The sequence below is a fragment of the Tsukamurella soli genome (assembly GCF_039541155.1).
GTDB classification, from domain to species: Bacteria; Actinomycetota; Actinomycetes; order Mycobacteriales; family Mycobacteriaceae; genus Tsukamurella; species Tsukamurella soli.
The window spans coordinates 1-24,015 of record NZ_BAABFR010000043.1 but is presented as its reverse complement, the minus strand read 5'-3'; the positions used below and the strand labels follow the sequence as shown (position 1 = coordinate 24,015).

22 protein-coding genes are annotated in these 24,015 nt (G+C 70.8%); 18 read left to right on the top strand and 4 right to left on the bottom strand.

Going from position 1 to position 24,015, the window contains the following annotated elements; genetic code table 11:
- Positions 1–26 precede the first annotated feature (26 nt).
- Both ectA and ABD908_RS14495 read right to left on the bottom strand, forming a co-directional pair.
- The gene (gene ectA, locus ABD908_RS14500; protein WP_344997059.1) at positions 27–572 is read right to left on the bottom strand and encodes a diaminobutyrate acetyltransferase; all 546 of its coding nucleotides are present in this window, start codon (positions 570–572) and stop codon (positions 27–29) included.
- Between the two features lie 105 nt (positions 573–677).
- Positions 678–1,514, bottom strand: a complete 837-nt coding sequence (locus tag ABD908_RS14495) for a PfkB family carbohydrate kinase (RefSeq protein WP_344997056.1) — start codon at positions 1,512–1,514, stop codon at positions 678–680.
- A 76-nt stretch (positions 1,515–1,590) separates the two neighbouring features.
- On the opposite strand from ABD908_RS14495, the gene ABD908_RS14490 reads away from it, so the two are divergent.
- Positions 1,591–2,973, top strand: coding sequence for an LLM class flavin-dependent oxidoreductase (locus ABD908_RS14490; protein ID WP_344997052.1), 1,383 nt, complete (start codon positions 1,591–1,593; stop codon positions 2,971–2,973).
- A 167-nt stretch (positions 2,974–3,140) separates the two neighbouring features.
- Entirely contained in the window at positions 3,141–4,541 is a 1,401-nt protein-coding gene (locus ABD908_RS14485; protein ID WP_344997049.1) for an MFS transporter, read from the top strand.
- A gap of 24 nt (positions 4,542–4,565) precedes the next feature.
- On the opposite strand, the gene ABD908_RS14480 is transcribed toward ABD908_RS14485, so the two are convergent.
- Positions 4,566–7,439 (bottom strand): FAD-binding and (Fe-S)-binding domain-containing protein, encoded by a 2,874-nt coding sequence (locus ABD908_RS14480; protein WP_344997046.1) that lies wholly within the window; start codon positions 7,437–7,439, stop codon positions 4,566–4,568.
- A gap of 63 nt (positions 7,440–7,502) precedes the next feature.
- Here ABD908_RS14480 and rsmD point away from each other — a divergent pair, with 63 nt between their 5' ends.
- From rsmD to mutM, 7 genes are all read left to right on the top strand, one after another.
- Positions 7,503–8,060 carry a 16S rRNA (guanine(966)-N(2))-methyltransferase RsmD gene (rsmD, locus tag ABD908_RS14475; RefSeq protein ID WP_344997043.1) on the top strand — a complete coding sequence of 186 codons (558 nt, stop codon included), beginning with the start codon at positions 7,503–7,505 and terminating at the stop codon, positions 8,058–8,060.
- Positions 8,061–8,093: 33 nt separating this feature from the next.
- A complete protein-coding gene (gene coaD, locus ABD908_RS14470; RefSeq protein WP_344997040.1) occupies positions 8,094–8,567 on the top strand; it encodes a pantetheine-phosphate adenylyltransferase in 474 nt (157 codons plus the stop codon).
- A gap of 190 nt (positions 8,568–8,757) precedes the next feature.
- Positions 8,758–9,549 (top strand): DivIVA domain-containing protein, encoded by a 792-nt coding sequence (locus ABD908_RS14465; protein WP_344997037.1) that lies wholly within the window; start codon positions 8,758–8,760, stop codon positions 9,547–9,549.
- Positions 9,549–10,808 carry an alpha/beta hydrolase gene (locus tag ABD908_RS14460; protein ID WP_344997034.1) on the top strand — a complete coding sequence of 420 codons (1,260 nt, stop codon included), beginning with the start codon at positions 9,549–9,551 and terminating at the stop codon, positions 10,806–10,808. The genes ABD908_RS14465 and ABD908_RS14460 overlap by 1 nt, the downstream gene beginning before the upstream one ends.
- A 132-nt stretch (positions 10,809–10,940) precedes the next feature.
- The gene (locus tag ABD908_RS14455; protein WP_344997031.1) at positions 10,941–11,612 is read left to right on the top strand and encodes a YceD family protein; all 672 of its coding nucleotides are present in this window, start codon (positions 10,941–10,943) and stop codon (positions 11,610–11,612) included.
- A complete protein-coding gene (gene rnc, locus ABD908_RS14450) occupies positions 11,609–12,409 on the top strand; it encodes a ribonuclease III (RefSeq protein ID WP_344997028.1) in 801 nt (266 codons plus the stop codon). Before ABD908_RS14455 ends, rnc begins: the two co-directional genes overlap by 4 nt.
- A complete protein-coding gene (gene mutM, locus ABD908_RS14445) occupies positions 12,409–13,281 on the top strand; it encodes a bifunctional DNA-formamidopyrimidine glycosylase/DNA-(apurinic or apyrimidinic site) lyase (protein WP_344997025.1) in 873 nt (290 codons plus the stop codon). Before rnc ends, mutM begins: the two co-directional genes overlap by 1 nt.
- On the opposite strand, the gene ABD908_RS14440 is transcribed toward mutM, so the two are convergent.
- Positions 13,226–14,248, bottom strand: a complete 1,023-nt coding sequence (locus ABD908_RS14440) for an AsnC family transcriptional regulator (protein WP_344997022.1) — start codon at positions 14,246–14,248, stop codon at positions 13,226–13,228. The two genes, mutM and ABD908_RS14440, sit on opposite strands and share 56 nt — an antisense overlap.
- Positions 14,249–14,331: 83 nt before the next feature.
- On the opposite strand from ABD908_RS14440, the gene ABD908_RS14435 reads away from it, so the two are divergent.
- From ABD908_RS14435 to ABD908_RS14395, 9 genes are all read left to right on the top strand, one after another.
- Positions 14,332–15,342: an MDR family NADP-dependent oxidoreductase gene (locus tag ABD908_RS14435; protein ID WP_344997019.1), complete on the top strand. Its 1,011-nt coding sequence runs from the start codon at positions 14,332–14,334 to the stop codon at positions 15,340–15,342.
- A gap of 54 nt (positions 15,343–15,396) precedes the next feature.
- Positions 15,397–15,825, top strand: a complete 429-nt coding sequence (locus tag ABD908_RS14430) for an OsmC family protein (protein WP_344997016.1) — start codon at positions 15,397–15,399, stop codon at positions 15,823–15,825.
- Complete coding sequence (locus tag ABD908_RS14425) at positions 15,825–16,130, top strand: acylphosphatase (protein WP_344997013.1); 306 nt, start codon at positions 15,825–15,827, stop codon at positions 16,128–16,130. The genes ABD908_RS14430 and ABD908_RS14425 overlap by 1 nt, the downstream gene beginning before the upstream one ends.
- Before the next feature lie 48 nt (positions 16,131–16,178).
- Positions 16,179–16,904, top strand: a complete 726-nt coding sequence (locus ABD908_RS14420) for a hypothetical protein (protein WP_344997010.1) — start codon at positions 16,179–16,181, stop codon at positions 16,902–16,904.
- A gap of 1 nt (position 16,905) precedes the next feature.
- The gene (locus ABD908_RS14415; RefSeq protein ID WP_344997007.1) at positions 16,906–18,123 is read left to right on the top strand and encodes a glutathionylspermidine synthase family protein; all 1,218 of its coding nucleotides are present in this window, start codon (positions 16,906–16,908) and stop codon (positions 18,121–18,123) included.
- A gap of 72 nt (positions 18,124–18,195) precedes the next feature.
- Entirely contained in the window at positions 18,196–19,218 is a 1,023-nt protein-coding gene (locus ABD908_RS14410) for a LacI family DNA-binding transcriptional regulator (protein WP_344997004.1), read from the top strand.
- Between the two features lie 170 nt (positions 19,219–19,388).
- On the top strand, positions 19,389–20,672 hold the full coding sequence (locus tag ABD908_RS14405; RefSeq protein ID WP_344997001.1) for an MFS transporter: 1,284 nt from the start codon (positions 19,389–19,391) through the stop codon (positions 20,670–20,672).
- Complete coding sequence (locus ABD908_RS14400; RefSeq protein WP_344996998.1) at positions 20,669–22,159, top strand: glycoside hydrolase family 32 protein; 1,491 nt, start codon at positions 20,669–20,671, stop codon at positions 22,157–22,159. Before ABD908_RS14405 ends, ABD908_RS14400 begins: the two co-directional genes overlap by 4 nt.
- A 215-nt stretch (positions 22,160–22,374) precedes the next feature.
- Positions 22,375–24,015 (top strand): chromosome segregation SMC family protein (locus ABD908_RS14395; RefSeq protein ID WP_344996995.1); only part of this gene is annotated, 1,641 nt, incomplete at its 3' end.

Below are 24,015 nucleotides of genomic sequence, written 5' to 3'. Positions count from 1 at the left end.
AGGGCCGATGGCTACGTCGGCCCGGTCTAGACGGGGGTGATCGTGTAGATCCGCTCGGGTTCGTGCCCGTGCGGGTCGGAACGGGGGGATATGTCGGATGAATCGAAATGATCTGCGACGGAGAGAGTTCCGTAGCGCGCCCGGGCTACGGATCGGAAGAGCTGATCGGACGCCTTGTTGGACGGCGTGATCGTGGTCTCCAGGCGCGAGATCCCCTGTGGGGAGAGGCGGTCCAGAAGTCCGTTCAGCATGCGGCCGGCGATGCCGAGGCCGCGATGGGTGCCGTCGACGGCCACCTGCCAGATGAAGATCGTGTCCGGCCGGGACGGCGGGATGTAACCGGTGATGAAGCCGACGACCTCGCCGTCGCGCTCTGCGACGCAAGAGGTCTCGGTGAAATCGGCGCACCAGAGGGTGTAGGCGTAAGTCGAGTTGAGGTCGAGTACTGCCGTGTCCCTCGCGATCTCCCACAGCCTGGTGCCGTCGGAGATCGCGGGTGGGCGGATCGACACTGCGTCGTCTGCAGCGCCTTCGGTGATTCCTGGGGTGGAGCTCACTTCAATGGGGTGCATCGCTTTTCGACGCTAATCAAGTGGCTGGTGGAAGTCACCCCCGATGGAGAATCCGTGGTCGACACGCCGAACAATCCCCAGCAAGGGCCACGTGTGTGAGATAAGTCACATTGACGTGGGGTGGGTGGTTGTGTGGCGTTCGGCGCCCGCGAACCCGACCGCCTCGGCGCCGGCGGCGTTGGCCTGCCGGAGAGCGGTTCGCGGGGGCGTTCCCCACGCTGCGGCGAGCGCGCCGGCGAAGGCGTCCCCGGCGCCCGTGGTGTCGACCACGGCGACCCGCACCGCCGATTCGGTGACCGTGCCGGATCCCGAGCGCCAGCGGGCACCGTCGGCGCCCAGCGTGGTGATCACGTGGGGTACGCGCCCCAGTCGGTCGGCCAGCGCCCGTTCCTCCTCGTGGTTGACGATCACCGCGTCGACCGCCGCCCACAACCCGTCCGGCAGTTCACGCACGGGCGACGGGTTGAGCAGCACCGCCGTCCCCGCCGCGCGCGCGATGCGCGCAGCCGCCAGCACCGTGGCCGGCGGGATCTCGAGCTGCAGCAACAGCACGTCCGCGGCCGCGATCGCGGCGCAGTCACCGTCGTCCAGCGTCACCGCAGCGTTCGCGCCGGGAACGACCACGATGGTGTTCTCCCCGGCGCCGTCGACGGTGACGCACGCGAACCCCGTCGGCCCCGGAACGCGCCGTACACGCGCGATGTCGACGCCTGCCGCAACGAGCGGGGCGAGGACCCGCTCCCCGGCACCGTCGTCGCCGACCGCCCCGATGAATGTCACGGTGGCCCCCGCCCGAGCGGCGGCCGCCGCCTGGTTCGCGCCCTTGCCGCCCCGGCTGAAGGTGACGCTGCGGCCGATCACCGTCTCGCCCGCAGTGGGGAACCGCTCGCACACCGTCACGGCGTCCAGGTTGATGCTGCCCAGTACGGCCACCGTCGTCACGCCCAGACTGTACGTCCTGGAACCAGGGCGAGCGCAAGGGTGTTCGCCGAGGTCGGTGGGGCTTAACGTGCGGCCCATGACCCGCCAGATCCGCTTCAACGCGTTCGACATGAACTGCGTCGCCCACCAGTCGCCCGGCCTGTGGCGGCACCCGGAGGACCAGTCGCACCGGTACAAGGAGCTGGGGTACTGGACCGAGCTGGCGAAGCTGCTGGAGCGGGGGACCTTCGACGGGATCTTCATCGCCGACGTGCTGGGGATCTACGACGCGTATCAGGGCACGGGCGACGCCGCGATCCGGCACGCCGCGCAGGTGCCCGTCTCGGACCCGTTGTTGCTGGTGTCGGCGATGGCGACGGTCACCGAGCACCTCGGCTTCGGTATCACGGCCGGAACGGGTTTCGAGCACCCGTTCCCGTTCGCGCGGCGGCTGACGACCCTCGACCACCTGACGAACGGCCGGGTCGGCTGGAACGTGGTGACCGGCTACCTGCCGTCGGCGGCGAAGAACATGGGGCAGCTCGACCAGCTGCAGCACGACGAGCGGTACGACCACGCCGACGAGTACCTGGAGGTGCTGTACAAGCTGTGGGAGGGGTCATGGGAGGACGACGCCGTCGTGCGCGATCGTGAGTCCGGGGTGTTCACGCACCCGGAGAAGGTGCACCCGATCGAGCACCACGGCAAGTACTTCGATGTGCCGGGTATCCACGTCGGGGAGCCGTCGCCGCAGCGCACGCCGGTGATCTATCAGGCCGGTGCCTCTCCGCGCGGCCTCGCCTTCGCGACCGGGAACGCCGAGGCGATCTTCGTCGCGGCGCCCACCAAGGCGATCCTCAAGCGGCTGGTGACGACGGTGCGCGAGGGCCTCGTCGCGAACGGCCGTGACCCGTACTCGGCGCGGGTGTACACGCTGCTGACGATCGTGACCGACGAGACCGAGGCCGCCGCACAGGCGAAACTCGCGGAGTACCACCGGTACGCGAGCGAGGAGGGTGCGCTGGTGTTCATGTCCGGGTGGATGGGAGTGGACCTCGGTGCGTACGCGCCGGGTGATCCGGTGGGGGACGTGCGTTCCAACGCGATCCAGTCCGCGGTCGCTGCGTTCCAGCAGGCGGATCCCTCTGGCAAGGAGTGGACGGTGTCGGACATCGCCAAGTGGGGGCGCATCGGCGGGATGGGGCCGGTGCTGGTGGGATCCGCCGAGCGGGTGGCGGATGAGCTGCAGGAGTGGGTGGACGCGACCGACGTGGACGGATTCAACCTGGCGTACGCGATCACGCCCGGGACGTTCGAGGACGTGGTCGAGCTGATCGTCCCGGAACTGCGCAGGCGCGGGGCATATCCCACGGAGTACGTCCCGGGGACGCTGCGCCACAAGCTGCTCGGCAAGGGCGACCGGATCGCCCCCGATCACCCCGCGCAGCGCTACCGGGTGGGCGCCCCGGCACGGGTGTAGCGCCTCCGGCGGTCGGTGAGATCTGCTACGTTCGATGTTTGGACGAAGGTGGTCCGGCGCGTCCGATGCGCTGAATCGCTGATGGCGGAGATCACCGATCCGTCGACGCGCCTCGTCTAGTAGCAGGCGGCGACGTAGCGGCGGGTGAGACCACGCTAGGGGCTGGCATGCCTGAACAATCGACCGAACCGAGCTCTAGTTCGCCTCTCGCGGAAGCGATCTCGGCGCCACCGCCGGACGTCGACACGTCCGTTCTGCACCGGGCGATCGCCGCCTCAGCGCTGGGGAACATGACCGAGTGGTTCGACTACGGCGTCTACGCCGCGACGCTGACATACCTGACGCACGCGTTCTTTCCCGGCTCGCTGGGATCGATCGGCACCTACCTCGGCTTCGCGATCTCCTTCGCGCTTCGCCCCCTCGGGGGCATGGTGTGGGGGCCGCTGGGAGACCGGGTGGGCCGCAAGGTCGTCATGGCCACCACCATCCTGCTGATGGCGGGCTCCACCGCGCTGATCGGCGCGCTCCCGACCCACGCGCAGGTGGGTGCCCTGGCGCCGGTGCTGCTGATCCTGCTCCGTGTGGTGCAGGGCTTCTCGACGGGTGGGGAGTACGGCGGCGCAGCCACTTTCATGGCCGAGTACTCGCCGGACCGCAAGCGCGGTAGGTACGGCAGCTTCCTCGAGTTCGGCACCATGTGCGGATTCGTGCTCGGCTCCGCCGTGGTACTGCTGCTCCAACACCTGCTCAGTGACACGCAGATGCAGTCGTTCGGCTGGCGCATCCCCTTCTACCTCGCGTTGCCGCTCGGGCTGGTGGGCTGGTACCTCCGGAGCCGGATGAGCGACACCCCGGTGTTCTCCGAGATGCAGGGCGAGCCGGTCGCGAAGCAGACCGCGGGGCAACGGTTCGTCGAACTTCTGCGCAACTACTGGCCGCCGATCCTGATCATGTTCGGGATGGTGATCGCCCTCAACGTCGTGAACTACACGCTGCTGACCTACATGCCGACCTACCTGCAGGGCACCATCGGTCTCAGCGACTCCTCTGCGACGCTTCTCGTGGTGATCGGCGAACTCGTGATGGCGCTGTTCATCCCCGTCTTCGGCAGACTGTCCGACGTGACCGGGCGCAAGCCCATGTGGTGGGGCTCGCTGATCGGCCTGCTGGTGTTCGCCTGGCCGCTGTTCCTGCTGATGAGCCACGGATTCGGCTGGGCGGTGGTGTCGTTCGTGATCCTGGGGCTGTTGTACATCCCCCAGCTCGCCACCATCTCGGCGACGTTCCCGGCGATGTTCCCGACCCCGGTGCGGTACGCGGGATTCGCGATCTCCTACAACGTGGCGACCGCCGCATTCGGCGGCACCGCCGGCCTGGTCAACGACGCGGTGGTCCGGCATTCCGGCTGGAACCTGTTCCCCGCCTGGTACATGATGGGCGCATGCGTGATCGGGCTGATCGCGATGCCGTTCCTCAAGGAGACCAAGGGCTGCTCGATCCGCGGCACGGAGGTGCCGGGACCCGACACCGCGGCGACGCGGATCGCCCAGCTGGCCCACGCCGGCTGAGGCCGAGCGCACCCGCTGCGTAGCTCAGAGCGGATCGAGGAGCTCGGCGAGATGGCGCGGCCGTGCCGGCGGGACGGCGCCCGTCGCAGTCAGGTGGTCGACCGCCATGGTGCAGCTGAAACCATCCGTGAGGACGGTGGATTCGGCCGGACGGGTGCGCAGGGCGGGCGCCAGCGCGTGCTCCGCGACTGCCATGCTGACCTCGTAGTGACCCCGCTCGAAGCCGAAATCACCTGCCACGCCGCAGCATCCCTCGGCGACGGTGACGTCGGGGACGCCGAGCCGGCGGAGCACCGCGCGCTGGGTCGTGGCGCCGAATGCCGCGTACTCGTGGCAGTGTTGTTGCACCGTCACGTGTCCCGGCATCGGCCGGGGTGGGTGCCAGCCACCGTCGAGTAGGACGGAGACCTCGGCCGCGAAGCTGCGCACGCGTCCCGACACGCGGTGCGCCGCGGGGGTGTCGACGAGACGCGGCAGATCCTGAGCCAGCGCCGCCGCGCACGACGGTTCGGGGACGACGATGACGGTGCCGGGCCCGTCCAGCGCGTCGGCCAAGCGGCGCAACCGCTTCCGGGCGCGGCCGAGCTGGCCCGTAGAGATCAGGGGCAGGCCGCAACAACCGTCGGTCGTGCAGGTGACCGCGCGGCCACCGTCGGACAGCACCCGCGCGGCCGCGCCCGCGACGTGCGGGCGGAACGCGCGGGTGAACGAGTCGACGAACAGGACCGTGTCGGGCCGCGGGTTCCGAGGCAGGTCCTCGAGCGCGGCGTGCACGGCGCGACGACCGGCGAACACCGGCAGCTTGCGGCGCGGGTCGATGCCGGCCAGGCGCCGCGCGAGCGGCAGCCGCGGGGCGAGTCGGTTGACCAGCGGTGCAACGTACGCCGCCGCGGGAAGTAGCAGCGGCATCGCACCGAAGGCGTAGTGCGCTGCCGGCCGCACCCGCCGACGGTAGTGCTGGTGCAGGAACTCCGCCTTGTACGTGGCCATGTCGACGCCCACCGGGCAGTCCGACGAGCACGCCTTGCATGACAGGCACAGGTCCAGCGCGTCGTGCACGTCCTGCGAGGCCCAGCCCGCGTCGGGGGTCGACGCTCCGCGCACCATCTCCTGGAGGACCCGCGCTCTGCCCCGGGTGGAGTGGGTCTCGTCGCCGGTCGCCCGGTAGCTCGGGCACATCACGCCGCCGCTGTGGGTGCGGCAGCGGCCGACGCCGATACAACCCTGCACCGCGTGCACGAACGGCGCCGGCTTGCCGGGAACCGGTTGCCCGAGATCCGTAGCGGTGGGCCAGGGACGGTGGGGCACACCGGTGAGGGCCAGGTCGGCGTCGACCGGCGCGGGGTCGACGATGCTACCGGGGTTGAGGATTCCCGCCGGGTCCCACAGCCGCTTGAACTCCGCGAAGGCGGCCATGACGGCGGGGGAGTACATGAGCGGCAGGTACTCGCTGCGCGCTCGGCCGTCGCCGTGCTCGCCAGACAGCGAACCACCGTGCCGCACCACGAGTTCCGCGGCATCGCGGGTGAACGCGCGGAACACCCGAACGCCCGCGGCGGTGCGCAGGTCGAAGGTGATCCGCACGTGCATACAGCCGGCGCCGAAATGGCCGTACATGACGCCGTCGAGGCCGTGGCGCGCGAGCAGGTCGGCGAACTCGGCCAGGTAGTCGGCCAGGTTGTCCGGCGGCACCGCCGCGTCCTCCCAACCCGGCCACGACTCGTACGCGCCCGAATCGCCGCCGAGTATGAGCCGTGACGAGAGCCCGGCGCCGTCCTCACGCACCCGCCACAGCAGCGCGCGCTCCTCCGGGTCGGGCACCACGCGGCCACCAGTGATCCGCCCCTGTGCCGTAGCCGCCTCGAGCACCTCGGATGCCTTGGCCGCCACCGCCTCCGGTGAATCGCCGTCGACGTCCACGAACAGCCACGCGGCACCGTCGGGCAGCGTCGCCACCGCGCCTGGACCGCGTCGTGCCCGCATCGTGGCGACGATCTTCTCGTCGATGCCCTCGACCGCCGTGGGGTCGAATCCGCGCAGCATGGGCACGTCGCGGGCGGCGTCGACCACGTCGCGATAGCCCAGGCACACGAGCAGCGCGCTGGCTGCCTGTGGTACCAGCGAGACCGTCGCCCCGACCACGATCGCGCACGTGCCCTCCGAGCCCACGAGCGCACGCGCGACGTCGAAGCCGTTCTCCGGCAACAGTCGCGCCAGGTGATAGCCCGACACCTGCCGGCCGAACCGCTCGAGCTCGGTGCGCAGCGGCGCGAGGTTCGCCGCGGCGATCTTCCGCATGCCCACAGCCAGCTCGGCCGCGCGGTGCTCGGCGGCGGGGTCGCCGGACACCGTCGCGCGCAGGCCGTTCCGGTCGGCGGTCAGCCGCAGCCCGTCGGCGGTGACCACGTCGAGCGACTCGACGTGGTCGGAGGTGCGCCCGTAGCGCACCGAGTGGTTGCCGCACGCGTCGTTGCCGATCGCACCGCCGAGGGTGGCGCGGCTCTGCGACGACGGGTCGGGCGCGAACGTGAACCTACCGGAGGTGGCCGCGTGGACCGCGGCGCGCAGCGCGGTGAGCACGACCCCCGGCTGCGCGGTCGCGGTGCGTCCGTGGGCGTCGACCGACCGGACAGCGGTCATGTACCGGGACAGGTCCGCCACCACGCCCGATCCGATCGCGTTGCCGCCCATGCCCGTTCCACCGCCCCGAGCGGTGAGGACCAGGCCGTGGTGGTGGCAGTACGTCGCGACCGCGGCGACCTGCTCGGCGGTGCGCGGGAACACCACCACGCGCGGGACGACGCGGTAGTTGGAGGCGTCGTAGGCGTACTCGGCACGGCGCAGCGACGAATCGTCCGCCTCGATGCCGAGGGCACGGAGGTCTGTCGCGGCGTCCATGCCGACTACTCTGCCGAACGGGCGCCGCGCAGACCAGAGCGGGGCCGAGCGCGGAGGTGGCACATGACGAGGATCGTCGCCGGGTCGGCGCGTGGGCGGCGCCTCGCCGTGCCCCCGAAGGGGACCAGGCCGACGTCCGATCGCGTGCGGGAGGCGGTGTTCAGCGCCCTCGCGGCGCGGATCGACTTCGCCGGCGTCGCCGTGCTCGACCTGTACGCGGGCTCCGGGGCCCTGGGGCTCGAGGCCGTGTCCCGTGGGGCCTCGCGTGCCGTGCTGGTGGACCAGGACGCGCGGGCGGCCGCGGTGCTCAAGGCGAACGCGGACCTCGTGGGCGGCGGGGTGCGGGTGCGGCGCGGCACCGTCGACGCCTACCTGAAGGGGCCCGCCGAACCGTTCGACCTGGTGTTCCTCGACCCGCCCTACGACCTGCCCGGGAGCACCGTCGAGCGGAACCTCGCGGAGCTCGCCTGCGGGTGGCTGGCACCGGACGCGTATGTGCTGGTGGAACGCTCGGCGCGCACCCCGCCGATCGCCTGGCCGCAGGGATACGACGAGGACATGGCGCGGGATTACGGCGAGACCCGGGTGCAGCTGGGTACTTGGCAGGAGCGGGTCGGATGAGACAGGATCACTCGTCATGAGCGAGGCGGCGGCATGAGTAGGGCGGTATGTCCCGGATCCTTCGACCCGATGACGCTCGGTCACCTGGACATCTTCCGCCGCGCGGCGAGACTGTTCGACGAGCTGGTGATCACCGTGGTCGTCAACCCCAACAAGCAGGGCATGTTCGCGATCGATGAGCGCATCGCGCTGATCGAGGAGAACGTCGCCGACCTGCCTGGGGTCACTGTCGAGTCGTGGACCGGCCTGCTCGTGGACTACGCCCGCGAACGCGGCGCCCAGGCGATCGTCAAGGGCCTGCGCAACTCCACGGACTTCGACTACGAACAGCCGATGGCCAGCATGAATGCGCACCTCACCGGCGTCGAGACGGCGTTCCTGTGCACCGACCCGCGGTACGCCTACGTGTCGAGCTCGCTGGTCAAGGAGGTCGCCAAGCTGGGGGGCGACATCACCGCGCTCATTCCCGCGAACGTCGCGGCGGCGCTGCAGGCCAAGCTCGCGTAGCGCTCCGCAGAACGACCCGCACAGCGACGCGAGGTCGATATACCAGCCGGCGGCGCTGTCAGGGTCGTGTTGCGGAGGCCCGCGCGGGGTAAAGGCGCCGGGCCGACACGCTAGGCGGCCGGGGTGCGGCGGTTCCGCGCTCCCACGCGCCACAATGGTCACAGACACCCGTCTGCGAGAGGTTTTTGTCGTGTACCGAGTTTTCGAAGCACTGGACGAGCTGGGGGCCATCCTCGAGGAGGCTCGCAGTGTCCCGATGACGGCCGGATGCGTCGTGCCCCGCGGCGACGTGCTCGAGCTGTTGGACGACATCCGTGACGCGTTCCCCGGCGACCTGGACGATGCGCAGGACGTGCTGGATCAGAAGGACCACCTGATCGGGGACGCGCGTCAGCACGCGGACACCACGGTGGCGCAGGCGAACAACGAGGCGGATGCCACGCTGAGCCGGTCCCGCGCGGAGGCCGACCGCCTGCTGGCGGACGCCAAGGCGCAGGCCGACCGCATGGTGGCCGAGGCCCACCAGCACGCCACCGCCATGGTCGCCGACGCCCGCGCCGAGGACGAGCGCATCCGCCGCGGCGCGCAGCGCGAGTACGAGGCCGTCACGGGACGCGCGCGGTCGGAGGCCGACCGCATGATCGCCGAGGGCAACGGCGCGTACCAGCGGTCGGTGGCCGAGGGTATCGCCGAGCAGCAGCGGCTGGTGTCCGAGACGGAGATCGTCGCCGCCGCCAAGGGCGAGTCGGATCGCATCATCGACGCCGCCCACGCCGAGTCTGACCGCCTGCGGGGCGACTGCGATGTGTACGTCGACACGAAGCTGGCGCAGTTCGAGGAGATCCTCGCCGCCACGATGCGCTCGGTGAACCGCGGCCGGCAGCAGCTGCGGACCGCCGCCGGTGTGCACGACTACACCGATCACGGCGCCACCGACGGGTACATCGACGAGTTCGTGGAGCACCGAGCGGACGCGAGCTAGTGGCGGACGGCGTCGCTGTTGCGCGGCACGTCGTCGAGCTGCTGGTGACGGGAGACTTCGACGCCGTCACCGCGCTGGGGGTTCCCGAGTTCCAGGCCGCAGCCGCCGGCGGTGCCATCGTGTCCGGTTGGCAGACGGTGACCGCCGCCTGCGGCGGTGTGGTCGCGGTGGGGGAGACGACCCTCGAACCCGGCGCTGACGGTGCCCCCGGGGCTGCGCCTGCGGGCGATGTCGTCGTGACCACACTGACCGGCGAGCGTGGCTCCTTCGATCTCCGCGTCACCCTCGGGCCGGGCGGGCTGCTGCGTGGGCTGCGGTACCGCCCGCACGACCGGTGGGCCCCGCCCCGCTACGCCGACCCGGACCGCTTCATCGAGTACGACGTCACCGTCGGCCCCGGCGAGCTGGCAGTGCCGGGAACCCTGACCGTGCCCGTCGGCGACGGGCCGTTTCCCGGCGTCGTGCTGCTCGCCGGGTCGGGTCCGATCGACCGGGATGAGACCCTGACCCCGGACAACAAGCCGCTCAAGGACATCGCGTGGGGCCTCGCCACCCGCGGCGTCGCGGCCCTGCGGTTCGACAAGATCACGCGCGTGAACCCGCGGGCGCTCCCCGCCGACGTCACGGTCGACGACGAATACCTGCCGCAGGCACTCGGCGCGCTGCACCTGCTGCGCGAGCACCCGGCGATCGACGGGGTGTACCTGCTGGGCCACAGCCTGGGCGCCACCGTCGCCCCGCGGATCGCGACCGAGGAGCCCGGCGTGCGCGGGCTGATCCTGCTGGCGGGGGCGACCGAGCAGGTGCACCACGCCGCGCTCCGGCAGATCCGCTACCTCGTATCGTTGGGGACCACCGCTGTCGACTCGCATCCGGCCGTCGTGGACATGGCGCAGCGGGTAGCGCGCATCGATGCACCCGACTTCAGCGACAGCATCCCGTCGGACGTTCTGCCGTTCGGCGCGCCCGCGGCGTACTGGCGCAGCCTGATCGAGTACGACCCAGCCGCGACTGCCGCTGCGCTGCGGATCCCGATCCTCCTGCTGCAGGGCGGCCGCGACTACCAGGTGACGGCGGTCGACAACCTGCCCGCCTGGCGCGACGCGCTCGCGGGGTGCGGGGAGGCGACGATCACCGTCTACGAGGAGGACGACCACCAGTTCTTCGTGGGGACGGGGCCGTCGACGCCGAACGGATACCTGGCGCCCCAGCACGTGGACCTCCGCGTGATCGACGACGTCGCCGCATGGTGCCGCTGACGGCTGCGCCATAGCACGACAGGCTGCGCGGTTTTGCGTGAGGCACCGCTCCGGCCTATGGTTGGGTGTTTGGCTCGTGATGGCCGCCGCGGGGTGCGGTAGGCGACGAACGTGGAGCCGATTGGGGTGTAAGTGACCGAGAACAAGAACGCGAGCGTGCGTCAGCCCGCGGGGAGGCCGTACGTACTGGACGTCCGGGCGTTCGGGAAGCGCCCCGGCACCTCCGCACAGGTGCACCGCACCGTGGCTGCTCCCGAGCGGCTGGGCGTGGATCTGATCGGCATCGAGAAGGGCGAGGAGATCGATCTCGACCTGCAGGTGCAGGCGGTATCGGAGGGCGTCCTCGTGACCGGAACCGTGAGCGCCGACACCGCCGGGCAGTGCGCCCGATGCCTCGGTCCGGTGGACGGCGCCGTGAACGTGTTCCTCACCGAGCTGTACGCCTACCCGGCGAGCGAGACCGAGCGCACCACCGACGAGGACGACGTCTTCCGCGTCGACGACGACATGATCGACCTCGAGCAGGCGATCATCGACGGGGTCGCACTCGAGCTGCCGCTGTCGCCGACCTGCCGGCCCGACTGCCCGGGCCTGTGCGTGGACTGCGGCGAACGCCTCGCCGTCCTCGGTCCCCAGCACACGCACGACAAGATCGACCCGCGGTGGGCGGGGCTGGCGCAGTTCACGCAGGGCGCCGGGAGCGTCGCGAGCGGGCCGCATGCCACCGACGGCGCCGGGAGCGTCGCGAGCGGGCCGCATGCCACCGATGCCGCCGCCGACACTCCGGAGGCCGGCGCGCGGTGAGCAAGCGGCTTCCGGTGCCCCCGATCACCGATCGCACTCCACTGCTGGCGGCGCTGGGAGTCGAGCTGCCGGATGAGCTGCTCACGCTCGCCTTGACCCACCGCTCCTACGCGTACGAGGCCGGCGGCCTGCCGACCAACGAGCGGCTCGAGTTCCTCGGCGACAGTGTTCTGGGCCTCTCGGTGACCGAGTGGCTGTACCGCACGCACCCCGACAAGCCCGAGGGTGATCTCGCGAAGATCCGGGCCAGCGTGGTGAACATGTACGCGCTGGCGTCGGTGGCGCGGACCCTCGGCGAGGGCGGACTCGGCGCCCATCTGTATCTCGGGCGCGGCGAGGAGATGACCGGCGGTCGCGACAAGGACAGCATCCTCGCTGACGGCACCGAGGCGCTGCTAGGGGCGATCCATCTCGCGCACGGCATCGAGGTGGCTCGCGGCGTGGTGCTGCGGCTGTTCGAGCCGCTGCTGGCCGCGTCGTCGTCGATGGGCGCGGGGCTGGACTGGAAGACATCGCTGCAGGAGCTGACCGCCGAGCGGGACCTCGGCGTGCCGGGCTACCGCGTCACCGCCACCGGGCCCGACCACGACAAGGAGTTCACCGCGGTGGTCGTCGTGGCCGAGCGGGACCTCGGCGAGGGCGTCGGGCGCACCAAGAAGGAGGCGGAGCAGAAGGCTGCCGCCGCTGCCTGGGAGGCACTCGACGCGGAGCAGGGTCGCCCGGGCGCCGGTGCCGAGGGTGTCCCGGTCGACGAGCCCGACGGTGCCGCAGGCGACTCCGGCGGCGACCCGGCCTGATGCCTGAGCTTCCCGAGGTCGAGGTGGTCCGCCGCGGCCTGGCCGAGCATCTCGTGGGGCGCACCGTCACCGTCGTCGACGTGCTGCACGCGCGCGCCGCGCGTCGGCATGCCGCCGGCGACGGCGACCTGATCGGCCAGATCACCGGCGCCACCGTCGCCTCCGCCGAGCGCCGCGGCAAGTTCCTGTGGCTGCCGCTGGCGCGCGACGGCGAGCAGGCCGACGTCGCGGTGGTGGTGCACCTCGGGATGAGCGGGCAGCTGCTGTTCGGAGAACCGACGGTCGCGGACGCCGACCGGCACCTGCGGATCCGCGCCCGACTCGACGACGGCTCGCTGCTGCGGTTCGTGGACCAGCGCACATTCGGGGGCTGGCACGTGGACCCGCTGGTCGAGGCCGACGGTGAGCTGCTGCCTGCGTCCGTGGCCCACATCGCGCGCGATCCGCTCGATCCCGCATTCGATCGCGCCGCCGTGATCAAGGCGATGAAGCGCAAGGACTCCGAGGTCAAGCGGGTGCTGCTGGACCAGACCGTGGTGTCCGGGATCGGCAACATCTACGCCGACGAGGCGCTGTGGCGCAGCAGGATCCACGGTCGGCGGCGCGCGTCCGCGTTGACCGGGCCCGCGCTGGGGCGGTTGCTCGACGACGCGACCGCCGTGATGAGCGAGGCGCTCGCGCAGGGCGGCACCAGCTTCGACGCGCTGTATGTGAACGTCAACGGGCAGTCGGGGTACTTCGAGCGGTCGCTCAATGCGTACGGCCGCGACGGCGAGCCGTGCCGGCGGTGCGGCACGATCATGCGGCGCGAGCAGTTCATGAACCGCGGCTCGCACTTCTGCCCGAAGTGCCAGCCCGCCCCGCGGAGCTGACGGCGCCGGACGCCTTGACGGTGCGGAGCACCGGGTCGGCCGCGAGACGGTCCACGCCGTCGATCGCGCCGATCGACGTGACCAGGCGATACAAGTCGGTGGTGCCGCGGCTGAGGACCGACGCGACGATGTTGCTGGGGCCGGTGGTCGCGGCGGCGAACGCCACGTCGCCGACGGCCGCGATCGCCCGACCGACGGCATCGACGCGGGCGGGTGCCGCGGTGATCCACAGCAGCGACGTCTCGGTGTAACCCAGGCTCGTCGCGTCGAGGTCGACATCGAAGTAGACCGCCCGCGCGTCGAGCAGTGCGCCGAGCCGACGGCGCACCGTCGCCTCCGCCATGCCGGTCGCGATCCCGAGAGGCGCGTAGCCCGCGCGGCCGTCGCGTGCCAGCTCGGCGAGCAGGACGCGGTCCTGCGCATCGAGCACGACCGGTGGCGCGGGTGCGGCGGGGAGCGCCCGGATGCGCCCCGCCTCGTCGTCCGACAACGCGCCGGTGAGGCTCGGGAGGGTCGTCCGGCCGCCGCGGAACGTGTGCAGGATGCGGTGCGCAGCGAGTACGACGGTGGCGCGCGTCGCGGGGAGCAACTCGTCGACCAGTGCTTCATGGGGGTGGGCGTCGGACTCGGTGACGCCGCAGACGACCTCGGCGCCACCGGCGCAGATCCGGATCCAGTGCGTCTCGTCGCGCCGGGCCAGCAGATCGGCGACCGCGCCCGCGCGCCCCGGGGTGCAGCGCAGGCGCAGCAGCCACTCGGCGTCGGTGGCTGCTGCGGCCTCGCGGCACACGACCCGCAGGCCGTGCCGGCGTTGCAGCCGACGGAACCTGCGCGCCACCGTCTGGTCCGAGACGCCCAGGATCTCCGCGATCCGGGAGAACGAGACCCGACCGTCGAGGAACAACGCGTGGATGATCTTTCGATCTGTGGTATCCAGCGCAGTGCGTTGACCAGTGTCGGATTCCATCGATTCTCCGAGTGGCTGTGGAGGTATCCGTCGGGTGGATCCTAGCGTGGTGGTGCACGTGCTGACATCCCGAGGAGTCGACCATGACCACGCCCGTCCCCGCCGCGACCCGAGTGGTGACCCTGATCCGCGAGCCGACCGGCACGCCGCGCGCGGACGACTTCGCCGTCGTCGAACGCCCGCTGGCGGAGCCCGGCCCCGGTGCGGTGGTGGTGCGCGTCCGCGCGTTCCGGGTGTCGGCGTCGCTGCTGGCGATGGTCGGCGGTGGCCGCGAGCGGCGTGGTGTGCCGTTCCCGCCCGTCGCAGTCGGCGATGCGCTGTACGGCGCGGCGATGGGCACGGTGCTCGCGGCACCGTCGGGCGGACCGATCACCGTGGGCGACACCGTGATACACCACCTCGGCTGGCGCGACTACGCCGTGCTCCCGGTGCGGGACTGTCGAATGGTGCCCGCGGACGTGTCGCCGGCGGTCGCCCTGGGATTCGGCGGGACCGCGTATGCCGCCCTCACTCGCGGAACCCGCGTGCATCCCGGCGACACCGTGCTCGTGACGGCCGGCGGCAGCGCCATCGGGGCGATGGCGGGCCAGATCGCCCGGATCCTCGGCGCGGGCCGCGTGCTGGCGACGGCGAGCGATCGGTCTCGCGGAGACCGGCTGATGGCCGAGCTGGGCTACGACGCGGTGGTCACCCGCGACCGGCCGCTCGATGCGCAACTCGGGCAGGCCGCGCCCGACGGCCTCGACGTCGTGATCGACAACGTGGGTGGGGAGCAGCTCGCGGCGGCGGTGCGCGCCGCGCGGCCGCATGCCCGATACGTCCTGCTCGGATCGCTGGCGGGTCAGCTGGGCGGCGACTCGACGGTGCAGCTCGACGGTGGCCTGTTCGCCCCGCTGCGAATCACCTTGCGCGGCTACAGCTCCGATGATGATCCGGACGCCGAGGCCGAGTGGCGCGAGCGCTCCGCCGCATGGATCGCCGACGGCCAGCTGGTGCCGGCGGGCGCCACCGTGGGGGGACTCGAGCGCGCCGCCGAGGCGCTGATCGGAGTCGCCGCGGGCGAGTATGTGGGAACGGTGCTGGTAGAGCCGTAGCGAACGTCGGCGGGAGTGCGATTCCGTCCGGTGCGGATCGGTATCTTGGTGCCCATGGCGGATGCACAGCAGGCACACACAGAACTCTGGGTGGAGCGGACGGGGGTCCGGCGGTACACGGGTCGTAGCTCGCGCGGTGCCGAGGTGCTGGTGGGGTCCGAGGACGTCGAGGGCGTGTTCACCCCCGGGGAACTGTTGAAGATCGCCCTGGCCGCCTGCACCGGCATGAGCTCGGACCGCCCGCTCGCGCGGCGGCTCGGCGACGACTACGACGCCACCGTCCGCGTGTCGGGCGCCGCCGACCGCGAGAACGAGCGCTACCCGGAGCTCGACGAGATCCTCGAGGTGGACCTGTCCGAGCTGGACGAGGACGCGCAGGCACGGCTGCTGACCGTGGTCGAGCGCGCGATCGACGCGGTGTGCACCGTGGGGCGCACCCTCAAGACCGGCACCGCGGTGAACCTCGCGATCAAGACGGACTGATGCCCGCGGACGCGGTCGGACCGGAGGCGGGCGGCGCCGTGCGGATGACCGCCTGGGTGCACGGGCGCGTCCAGGGTGTCGGCTTCCGGTGGTGGACCAAGTCGCGCGCGCTCGAGCTGGGTCTCGTGGGTTACGCCGCGAACCAGGCGGACGGCCGGGTGCGGGTCGTGGTCGAGGGGCCGAAGGACCGATGCGACGAGATGCTCCGTCTGCTGTGGTCCGGCGACACGCCGGGCGAGGTGGACGTGGTGGTGGAGCTGTTCGGTGCGGCCCAGGGCGGGTTGAGGCGGTTCGAGGAGCGATGAGTGGCGTCCGGCTACGATCGGCGGGCAGATAGACGTGGTGGAGGCAGGATGAGCGACCTACCGGGGCCCGAGTCCCCTGATCGGCCCCAGACGCCGTTCACCGGCCTGGGCGGCGCGCAGCCGCCCGGCGGTCTCGGCGACGAGAGTGACGGCACCGTCGAGCGGCCCCGGCCCGGTCGGATGCGCGAGCAGGCCCCGGATTCCGCCACCCCGCGACCCGAGACGGTGGCGGAGGCCCGGGCCCGACAGCGGGCGCAGCGGGAGCGGGCCGAGGCCCAGGCCGCCGCCGAGGAACAGGCCCGCGTCGACGCCCGGAACCGGAAGCGGCGCCGGAACGCCTTGATCGGCGGCGGGGCGGTGGTCGGCGTCGTCGGTGTGGTGGCGCTGCTGTACGCGATCCCCGACCGCTCCGGCTCGACGACCGCCTACTGCACCGACCAGAGCGGCAACGTGGTCTCGGAGAACTACTGCTCCACGGGGCACATCAACCCACTCACCGGCTTCATCCTGTTGAACGGGCTGAGCTACCGGTACCACTACGGTGGCACCCTGTCGGGCGGTCACCTGACCGGCGGCAGCTACGACGTGCCGAACAACCGGCGGCTGGTGACGCCGTCCGGCGGCAGCATCGACTCGCGCAACGTGACGTCGTTCGGCGCCGGCGGCAAGTCCAACGTGGGCACGAAGAACATCAGGCGCGGAGGGCTGGGCGCCGCGGAACACGGCGGATCGCGGCCGCGCTCCGGCGGCCACGGACATTCCGGCGGGAGCTGACATGCGGCGGATGAGGGGCACCCCGAGGCCGGGGTGGCGGGAGACCGTGGTGTCCCAGGGAATGGTGTACGGCACGCCCGCCCGCGACGGTGCCGGGGCGCCGCGCGAGTACTGGGACGAGTCGGTGTTCTACGAGTTCGACATGGACGAGATCCTCGCCCTCGAGGCTGACGTGGACCTACTGCACTCGATGTGCCTCAAGGCCGTCGAGAACGTCATCGTCACCGAGCGGTTCAAGGACTTCGGGCTGCCCGAGTGGTCGTGGGGCCCGATCGCCGAGTCCTGGAAGCGGCAGGATCCACACGTGTACGGCCGGTTCGACCTGCGCTACGACGGGCGGCGGCCGGCGAAGCTACTCGAGTACAACGCCGACACCCCGACCACGCTGCTCGAGGCGTCGATCCTGCAGTGGCACTGGTTCCGGGACACCGTCGGCGGAGCCGGGTCGAACGGTACCGCCACGTTGTCTTGGGATGAGGGCGGCTACGACCAGTGGAACTCGCTGCACGAGGCGCTGGTGGCCCGCTGGGGCGTGGTCAAGGATCTGCTGCCGTCGAGTGAGCTGCACGTCGCGTGGTCGGAGGCGGACGGTACCGGTGAGGACCACGTCACCACGGCGTACATGCAGGAGACGGCCGCGGAGGCCGGGTTCGACACCGTCGCACTGCCCGTCGAGCAGATCGGCTGGGACGAGGACCTGCGCACCTTCGTCGACCTCGAGGATGCGCCGATGCACGCGGTCTTCAAGCTGTACCCGTGGGAATGGGTGCTCGACGACGAGTTCGGCCGCCACATCGTGGAGTCGCTGCCGCAGACCACCTGGATCGAGCCGCTGTGGAAGACTCTGCTGTCCAACAAGACGATCCTCGCGGTGCTGTGGGAGATGTACCCCGACCACCCCAACCTGCTGCCGGCCTATGTCGACCAGCCCGGCTTCCTCACCGAATACGTGAAGAAGCCGAAGCTCGGCCGCGAGGGCGCCAACCTGTCGATCGTCGGCGCGGGGCGGGAGACCGCGACCGGCGGCGTCTACGGTGCCGAGGGCTACGTGTACCAGCTCCTCGACCCGCTGCCCGACTTCGACGGGTTCCACCCCGTGCTGGGCGCGTGGGTAGTGGGCGACGAGCCGGCGGGGCTGGGGATACGTGAGAGTGCCGGACTGATCACCGACGACGGTGCCGCGTTCGTTCCGCACCGCATCGTCCCGAAGGGGAGGTGACGTGGAATCGGGGCCCCACGTCGCAGTCGGCCTGAGCGTGGCGATGGGGGTGCTCCGACGGCCGGCGAACGGATGAAGGCGAAACGAGTCACCCTCGGAGACGTCGCGCGCGAGGCGGAGGTCTCTGTGACCACCGCGTCCTTCGTCCTCAGTGGGCGTGAGGGGATGCGCATCTCGGAGGTGACCACCGAGCGGGTACGCGCGGTGGCGACCAGGCTCGGATACCGCCCCAATATGACGGCCCGCAGCCTTCGCTCGAACATCACGCTGACGTTGGGCATGGTGGCCGACTGCATCGGTTCGGCTCCATATGCAGGCGACATGATCCGCGGCGCCGTCGACCAGGCGGCCCGGTCGTCGCGGCTCGTGATCGTCGCCGAGACCGAGGACTTCGCCGCAGACGGTGCGGATCTCGTCGATGCGATGCTCGATCGACGGGTCGACGGGCTGATCTACGGCGCGATGTTCACCCGTCGGGTGACTCCGCCCGCCGCCCTGGCGTCCGTGCCGCATGTCTTCCTGAACTGCCTGCCCGATATCCAGACCGGCCCGTCCGTGATACCCGATGAGCGCACCGCGGGTCGGACGGCAGCTGCCGCGCTACTCGATGCGGGGCGTACCGAGGGCGTCTACTACCTGGGCGGCCGACAGGTCACCGACACTCAGCCGGAGGGTATCTACGCAGGTCGCGAGCGGACACTGGGCATCGCGGAGGAGTTCCGGCGCCGGGGAGCGGTATTGGCCGGCACCGTCGAGAGCGACTGGACGCCCGAGTGTGGCTACGAGGCGGCCCGGCAGGTGCTGCGGAGCGCGCCGCGCCCGCGGGCGCTGATCTGCGGGAACGACAGAACGGCGATGGGGGCCTACCAGGCGCTGGCCGAAGCGGGTCTCGCTGTCCCCGACGACGTCTCGGTCGTCTCGTTCGACGATTCCGAGTTGGCGGGGTGGCTGCGGCCGGCCCTGTCGTCTGTGGCGCTACCGCACCACGAGCTGGGGGCCCGAGCGGTCGAGCTACTCGTCGCCGGCGATCTCGATCCCGTGCTGCATCGGCTACCGATGCCCCTGGCCGTCCGCTCGTCGATCGCTCCCCGCTGACACCCATCACGGCCCGCCCCGAGGCCATTCTTAGTACGCGCCCCTACCGAGCTAAACCGATCAGCTAAATCGTTGCGCTAAATCGTCACACCCATTGTTTCCTGCGTGTTTGCCATGTAACCTCAGTCACACCCGCAGCTCGGCGGCAAAGCATCGAAGGAATGGAATCCATGGCGTTCTCACAGGCCCTCAGAAACAGGTCCTATCTCCACGCGTCCGCGACGCTCCTGACGTTCTTCGCGTCATGGGGGATCTGGTGGTCGTTCTTCTCGCCATGGCTGACGGACGCCAAGGGGATCGGACTCGACGGGGCGAACCAGGGCACCGTCTACTCGGCGAACTCACTCGCGACGCTGGTGATCATGCTGGTGTACGGCACGATCCAGGACCGGCTCGGACTGCGGCGGCACCTGGTGCTGCTGGCATCGGTCGCGATGAGCCTCGTGGGGCCGTTCTTCATCTTCGTGTACGAGCCGCTGTTGCGGCATCACTTCGCCATCGGTGTGGTGGTCGGCGCCGTCTACCTGTCGCTGGGCTACCTGGCCGCTGCCGGCCTGCTGGAGGCGGTCGCTGAGCGGCTGAGCCGTCGGTACGGCTTCGAGTACGGGCAGTCGCGGGCGTGGGGCTCGTTCGGCTACGCCGTGGTGGCGCTGGCCGCCGGCTTCCTGTACTCCGTGAACCCGGAGCTGAACTTCATCCTCGGCTCCGTGCTCGGCGTGATCTGCCTGCTGATCACCATCTTCTGGCGCGACGCGAAGTCCGAGGCCGGCCATGTGGCGATCGAGCCGTCCACCCCGTCTCTGCAGGAGATGGTGGCGCTGCTCGGCATGCCGCGGCTGTGGAAGATCATTGTCCTGGTCTTCTTCTCGTGGACCTTCTACACCGTGTTCGACCAGCAGATGTTCCCCAACTACTACATCGCACTGTTCTCGTCGCACGACCGTGGCCAGCAGGTCTATGGCACGCTCAACGCGATCCAGGTGTTCGGCGAGGCCGCCATGATGGCGGTGGTCCCCGTGCTGATGAAGCGCATCGGCGTCCGGAACACCCTGCTGCTCGGCGTGACGGTGATGTGCCTGCGGATCGGTGGCTGCGCGCTCTTCCACGACCCGGTCATGGTGTCGATCGTGAAGATGTTCCACTCCCTCGAGGTGCCGCTGTGCATCCTGTCGATCTTCCGCTACTTCACCCTGCACTTCGCCTCGAAGCTGTCCGCGACGCTGTACATGGTCGGATTCCAGATCGCCTCGCAGATCGGCGTCGTGGTCCTGTCGCCGGCGCTGGGCTCGCTGCGCGATCACGTCGGCTACCGGCCCACGTTCGTGGTGATCGCGGTGGTGGTCGCGTGCGCCGGGATCTACGGCTGGTTCACCATCAAGCGTGACGATCAGGACGTCGAAGGTGACCCGTTCCTCCGGTCGGGTGACGTCGCGAAGGGCAAGGTTCTGGCATGACCGTACGAGACATGGAGTACGAACTCGCCCGCGCCGAGACCGCGGTCGCCGACCTCCGCAGTAACCGCAACGATCGCTGGTACCCCCGGGTGCACATCGCGCCCCCGGCCGGCTGGATCAACGATCCCAACGGGATCAGCTTCTTCGGCGGTCGTTACCAGGTGTACTTCCAGCACCACCCGTACTCCGCCCAGTGGGGCCCGATGCACTGGGGCCACGTCTCCAGCACCGACATGGTGACCTGGAGGCGGGAGCCGATCGCCATGGCGCCGAGCCTGGAGGAGGACCGCGACGGTGTGTTCTCCGGCTCCGCCGTCGCTGATGGCGACGAGCTGGTGGTGTTCTACACCGGGCACCGCTGGCGCAACGGGCGGAACGAGGGCGACGGGAACCTGCAGGTCCAGTGCCGCGCCGTGACCACGGACGGAATCGAGTTCACCAAGCAGGGCGTCGTCGTCGAGGGTCCCGCGGGCCTCCCACACTTCCGGGACCCCAAAGTGTGGCGGATGGGCGAGAAGTGGTTCATGGTGTTCGGCGTCTGTTCGGCCGACAACCGCGGCGAGGTGTGGCTGTACACCTCGGCCGACGGCGAGGCGTGGGACTTCGACAGGATCCTGTTCCGCGACCCCGACCCCGACGCGTTCATGCTCGAGTGTCCGGACATGTTCCCGCTCGGCGACAAGTGGGTGCTCGCGTACTGCCCGATGGGGCCGAAGCCCACCGGGTACGTGTCACGGAACGGGCACAACGCCGGCTACGTCGTCGGCGACTGGGCACCGGGTAGCGACTTCGTGGCGCTCACCGACTACCGGCTTGTGGACTGGGGCGCCGAGTTCTACGCGCTCCAGTCGTTCGAGGCGCCGGACGGCCGCCGCATCGGCTTCGGCTGGATGGGATCGTTCACCGTGCCGCCGGCGTCGCAGGCCGAGGACGGCTGGAGCGGTCAGCTGGCGGTGCCGCGCGAGTTCACGCTCGGTGACGACCTGCGGGTGCGGGCCCTGCCGATCGCCGAGTTCGCCGGGCTGCGCAGCCACACCGACGTCCTCGGAGCGCAGGTGGTGACGCCCGACGCGCCCGTCACGGTGCTCACCGAGGTGGACTCCGCCGAGGTGGAGCTGACCATCGATCTTGCCGGCTCCACCGCCGAACGGGTCGGTCTCGCGGTGAACGCCACACCGGACGGACACGCCACGCTGGTCGAGTACGACGACCTGGCGCGGCGCGTGAACGTGGATCGCCGCAACACCGGGCACGGCGAGAAGGGGTACCGCAGTGCGCCCGTCGATCCCGGAGACGAGTTGCGGCTCCGGGTGATCGTGGATCGCGGCTCCGTCGAGGTGTTCCTCGGGGACGGCGCCGAGACGGTGTCGTCGCTGATCTTCGCCGCCGACGGGCCGCGGGAGATCCGGCTGTACACGGAGTCGGGGACCGCGACGATCACGTCGCTGGTAGCGCACCGGCTCGGCTCGATCTGGGAGAACGACTGATCGACGGAGACGGGGCCGATCTCCGACTCGAGGTCGCAATCACGGTCTACGCGCGTTCGTTCCGACGTAGGCACGGGTATCGCGCCGATTCGACCGTGATTCGATCCGGGTCGATCGTCTGATCGCGCCATGGCTCTCTCCGCCGGCGGTCGTCCGCCGCACCGCGCTCGGCGGGATGCCGGTCTCGGAGCTACCCACCGGTAAAATCCAGCGTCATGTACCTCAAGAGTCTGACCCTGAAGGGCTTCAAGTCCTTCGCGTCGGCGACGACTCTGCGGCTCGAGCCGGGTATCACGTGCGTCGTCGGACCCAACGGGTCCGGGAAGTCCAACATCCTCGACGCGCTGCGGTGGGTGATGGGCGAGCAGGGCGCGAAGGGCCTGCGGGGCGGCAAGATGGAGGACGTCATCTTCGCCGGTACCGCGGGCCGCGCGCCGCTCGGCCGGGCCGAGGTCACGCTCACGATCGACAACTCCGACGGCGCCCTGCCGATCGAGTACTCCGAGGTGTCCATCACCAGGCGCATGTTCCGCGACGGCGCCGGCGAGTACGAGATCAACGGCAGCAAGTGCCGCCTCATGGACGTCCAGGAACTCCTCTCCGACTCAGGCATCGGGCGTGAGATGCACGTCATCGTCGGGCAGGGGCAGCTCGCCGCCATCCTCGAGTCCCGCCCCGAGGAGCGGCGCGCGTTCATCGAGGAGGCGGCCGGGGTGCTCAAGCACCGCCGGCGGCGCGAGAAAGCCGTGCGCAAGCTCGACGCGATGCAGGCGAACCTCGCCCGGCTCACGGATCTGACCGCGGAGCTGCGGCGCCAGCTCAAACCCCTCGGGCGGCAGGCGGAGGTGGCGCGTCGCGCGCAGACCATCCAGGCCGATCTGAGGGATGCGCGGCTGCGGATCGCAGCCGACGACCTCGTCGTCCGCCGCACCGAACTCGCCGAACAGACCGGCAGCGAGGCAACGCTGCGGGCCGAGCAGAACGAGGTGACCGCCGCGCTCGAGGAGGTGTCGGCCGTGGTCGCCACCCAGGAGGAGGCGGTGGCCGCCCTCACGCCGGCAGCGAAGGCCGCCAGCGAGGGCTGGTTCGCCCTGTCCGCGCTGTCGGAGCGGGTCTCGTCCACCGCCCGGATCGCGACTGAGCGGGTGCGGCACCTGTCCGAGCCCGTCCCCGTCGCGCCGGGGCGCGACCCCGAGCAGCTGCTCGCCGAGGCCGACCGCGTCGCCGAGCAGGAGGCCGAGCTCATGGCCGAGCTCGAGGAGGCGGCCATGACGCTCGAGGGAGCGACGGAGGAGCTTGCGCTGCGTGAGGACGGTGCGCGCGCGGCGGCAGCCGCGCACATCCTCGCGGTGGCCGCGATCGCCGACCGGCGCGAGGGCCTCGCGCGCCTCGCCGGGCAGGTCGACACCCTGCGGATGCGTGCCGAGTCCGTCGATGCCGAGTCGGCGCGGCTGTCGGAGGCGATCGAGGAGGCCGTCGGGCGCGCCGAGGCCGCCGAGGAGGAGTACCAGCAGGGGCAGGCTCGAATCGCCGAGCTCGACGCCGGCGAGGCCGGGCTCGACGAACACCACGAGCGGAGCGCCGCTGCGCTGGCCGTGGCCCAGGCGCGTGTCGAGGAGCTGCAGGCGGCGGAGCGGGACGCCGAGCGTCGCGTCGCATCGCTGACCGCCCGGATCGAGGCGCTGTCGATGAACCTGGACCGCGGCGACGGCGCCGCCTGGTTGGTCGACAACGTCGACGGGCTGAGCGCCGCCGTGGCCGAGCGGCTGTCGGTCGCCGAGGGCTTCGAAGCCGCCGTCGCCGCTGCGCTGGGGCCCGTCGCCGAGGCGGTCGCGGCACCGTCGGCCACCCGCGCC

Excerpts from the sequence above, each read along its gene's own strand:
- ectA (WP_344997059.1), bottom strand. The coding sequence starts at position 572 with ATGCACCCCATTGAAGTGAGCTCCACCCCAGGAATCACCGAAGGCGCT.
- ABD908_RS14490 (WP_344997052.1), top strand. The coding sequence starts at position 1,591 with ATGACCCGCCAGATCCGCTTCAACGCGTTCGACATGAACTGCGTCGCC.
- ABD908_RS14485 (WP_344997049.1), top strand. The coding sequence starts at position 3,141 with ATGCCTGAACAATCGACCGAACCGAGCTCTAGTTCGCCTCTCGCGGAA.
- ABD908_RS14480 (WP_344997046.1), bottom strand. The coding sequence starts at position 7,439 with ATGGACGCCGCGACAGACCTCCGTGCCCTCGGCATCGAGGCGGACGAT.
- rsmD (WP_344997043.1), top strand. The coding sequence starts at position 7,503 with ATGACGAGGATCGTCGCCGGGTCGGCGCGTGGGCGGCGCCTCGCCGTG.
- coaD (WP_344997040.1), top strand. The coding sequence starts at position 8,094 with ATGAGTAGGGCGGTATGTCCCGGATCCTTCGACCCGATGACGCTCGGT.
- mutM (WP_344997025.1), top strand. The coding sequence starts at position 12,409 with ATGCCTGAGCTTCCCGAGGTCGAGGTGGTCCGCCGCGGCCTGGCCGAG.
- ABD908_RS14440 (WP_344997022.1), bottom strand. The coding sequence starts at position 14,248 with ATGGAATCCGACACTGGTCAACGCACTGCGCTGGATACCACAGATCGA.
- ABD908_RS14435 (WP_344997019.1), top strand. The coding sequence starts at position 14,332 with ATGACCACGCCCGTCCCCGCCGCGACCCGAGTGGTGACCCTGATCCGC.
- ABD908_RS14430 (WP_344997016.1), top strand. The coding sequence starts at position 15,397 with ATGGCGGATGCACAGCAGGCACACACAGAACTCTGGGTGGAGCGGACG.
- ABD908_RS14425 (WP_344997013.1), top strand. The coding sequence starts at position 15,825 with ATGCCCGCGGACGCGGTCGGACCGGAGGCGGGCGGCGCCGTGCGGATG.
- ABD908_RS14420 (WP_344997010.1), top strand. The coding sequence starts at position 16,179 with ATGAGCGACCTACCGGGGCCCGAGTCCCCTGATCGGCCCCAGACGCCG.
- ABD908_RS14415 (WP_344997007.1), top strand. The coding sequence starts at position 16,906 with ATGCGGCGGATGAGGGGCACCCCGAGGCCGGGGTGGCGGGAGACCGTG.
- ABD908_RS14410 (WP_344997004.1), top strand. The coding sequence starts at position 18,196 with ATGAAGGCGAAACGAGTCACCCTCGGAGACGTCGCGCGCGAGGCGGAG.
- ABD908_RS14405 (WP_344997001.1), top strand. The coding sequence starts at position 19,389 with ATGGCGTTCTCACAGGCCCTCAGAAACAGGTCCTATCTCCACGCGTCC.
- ABD908_RS14400 (WP_344996998.1), top strand. The coding sequence starts at position 20,669 with ATGACCGTACGAGACATGGAGTACGAACTCGCCCGCGCCGAGACCGCG.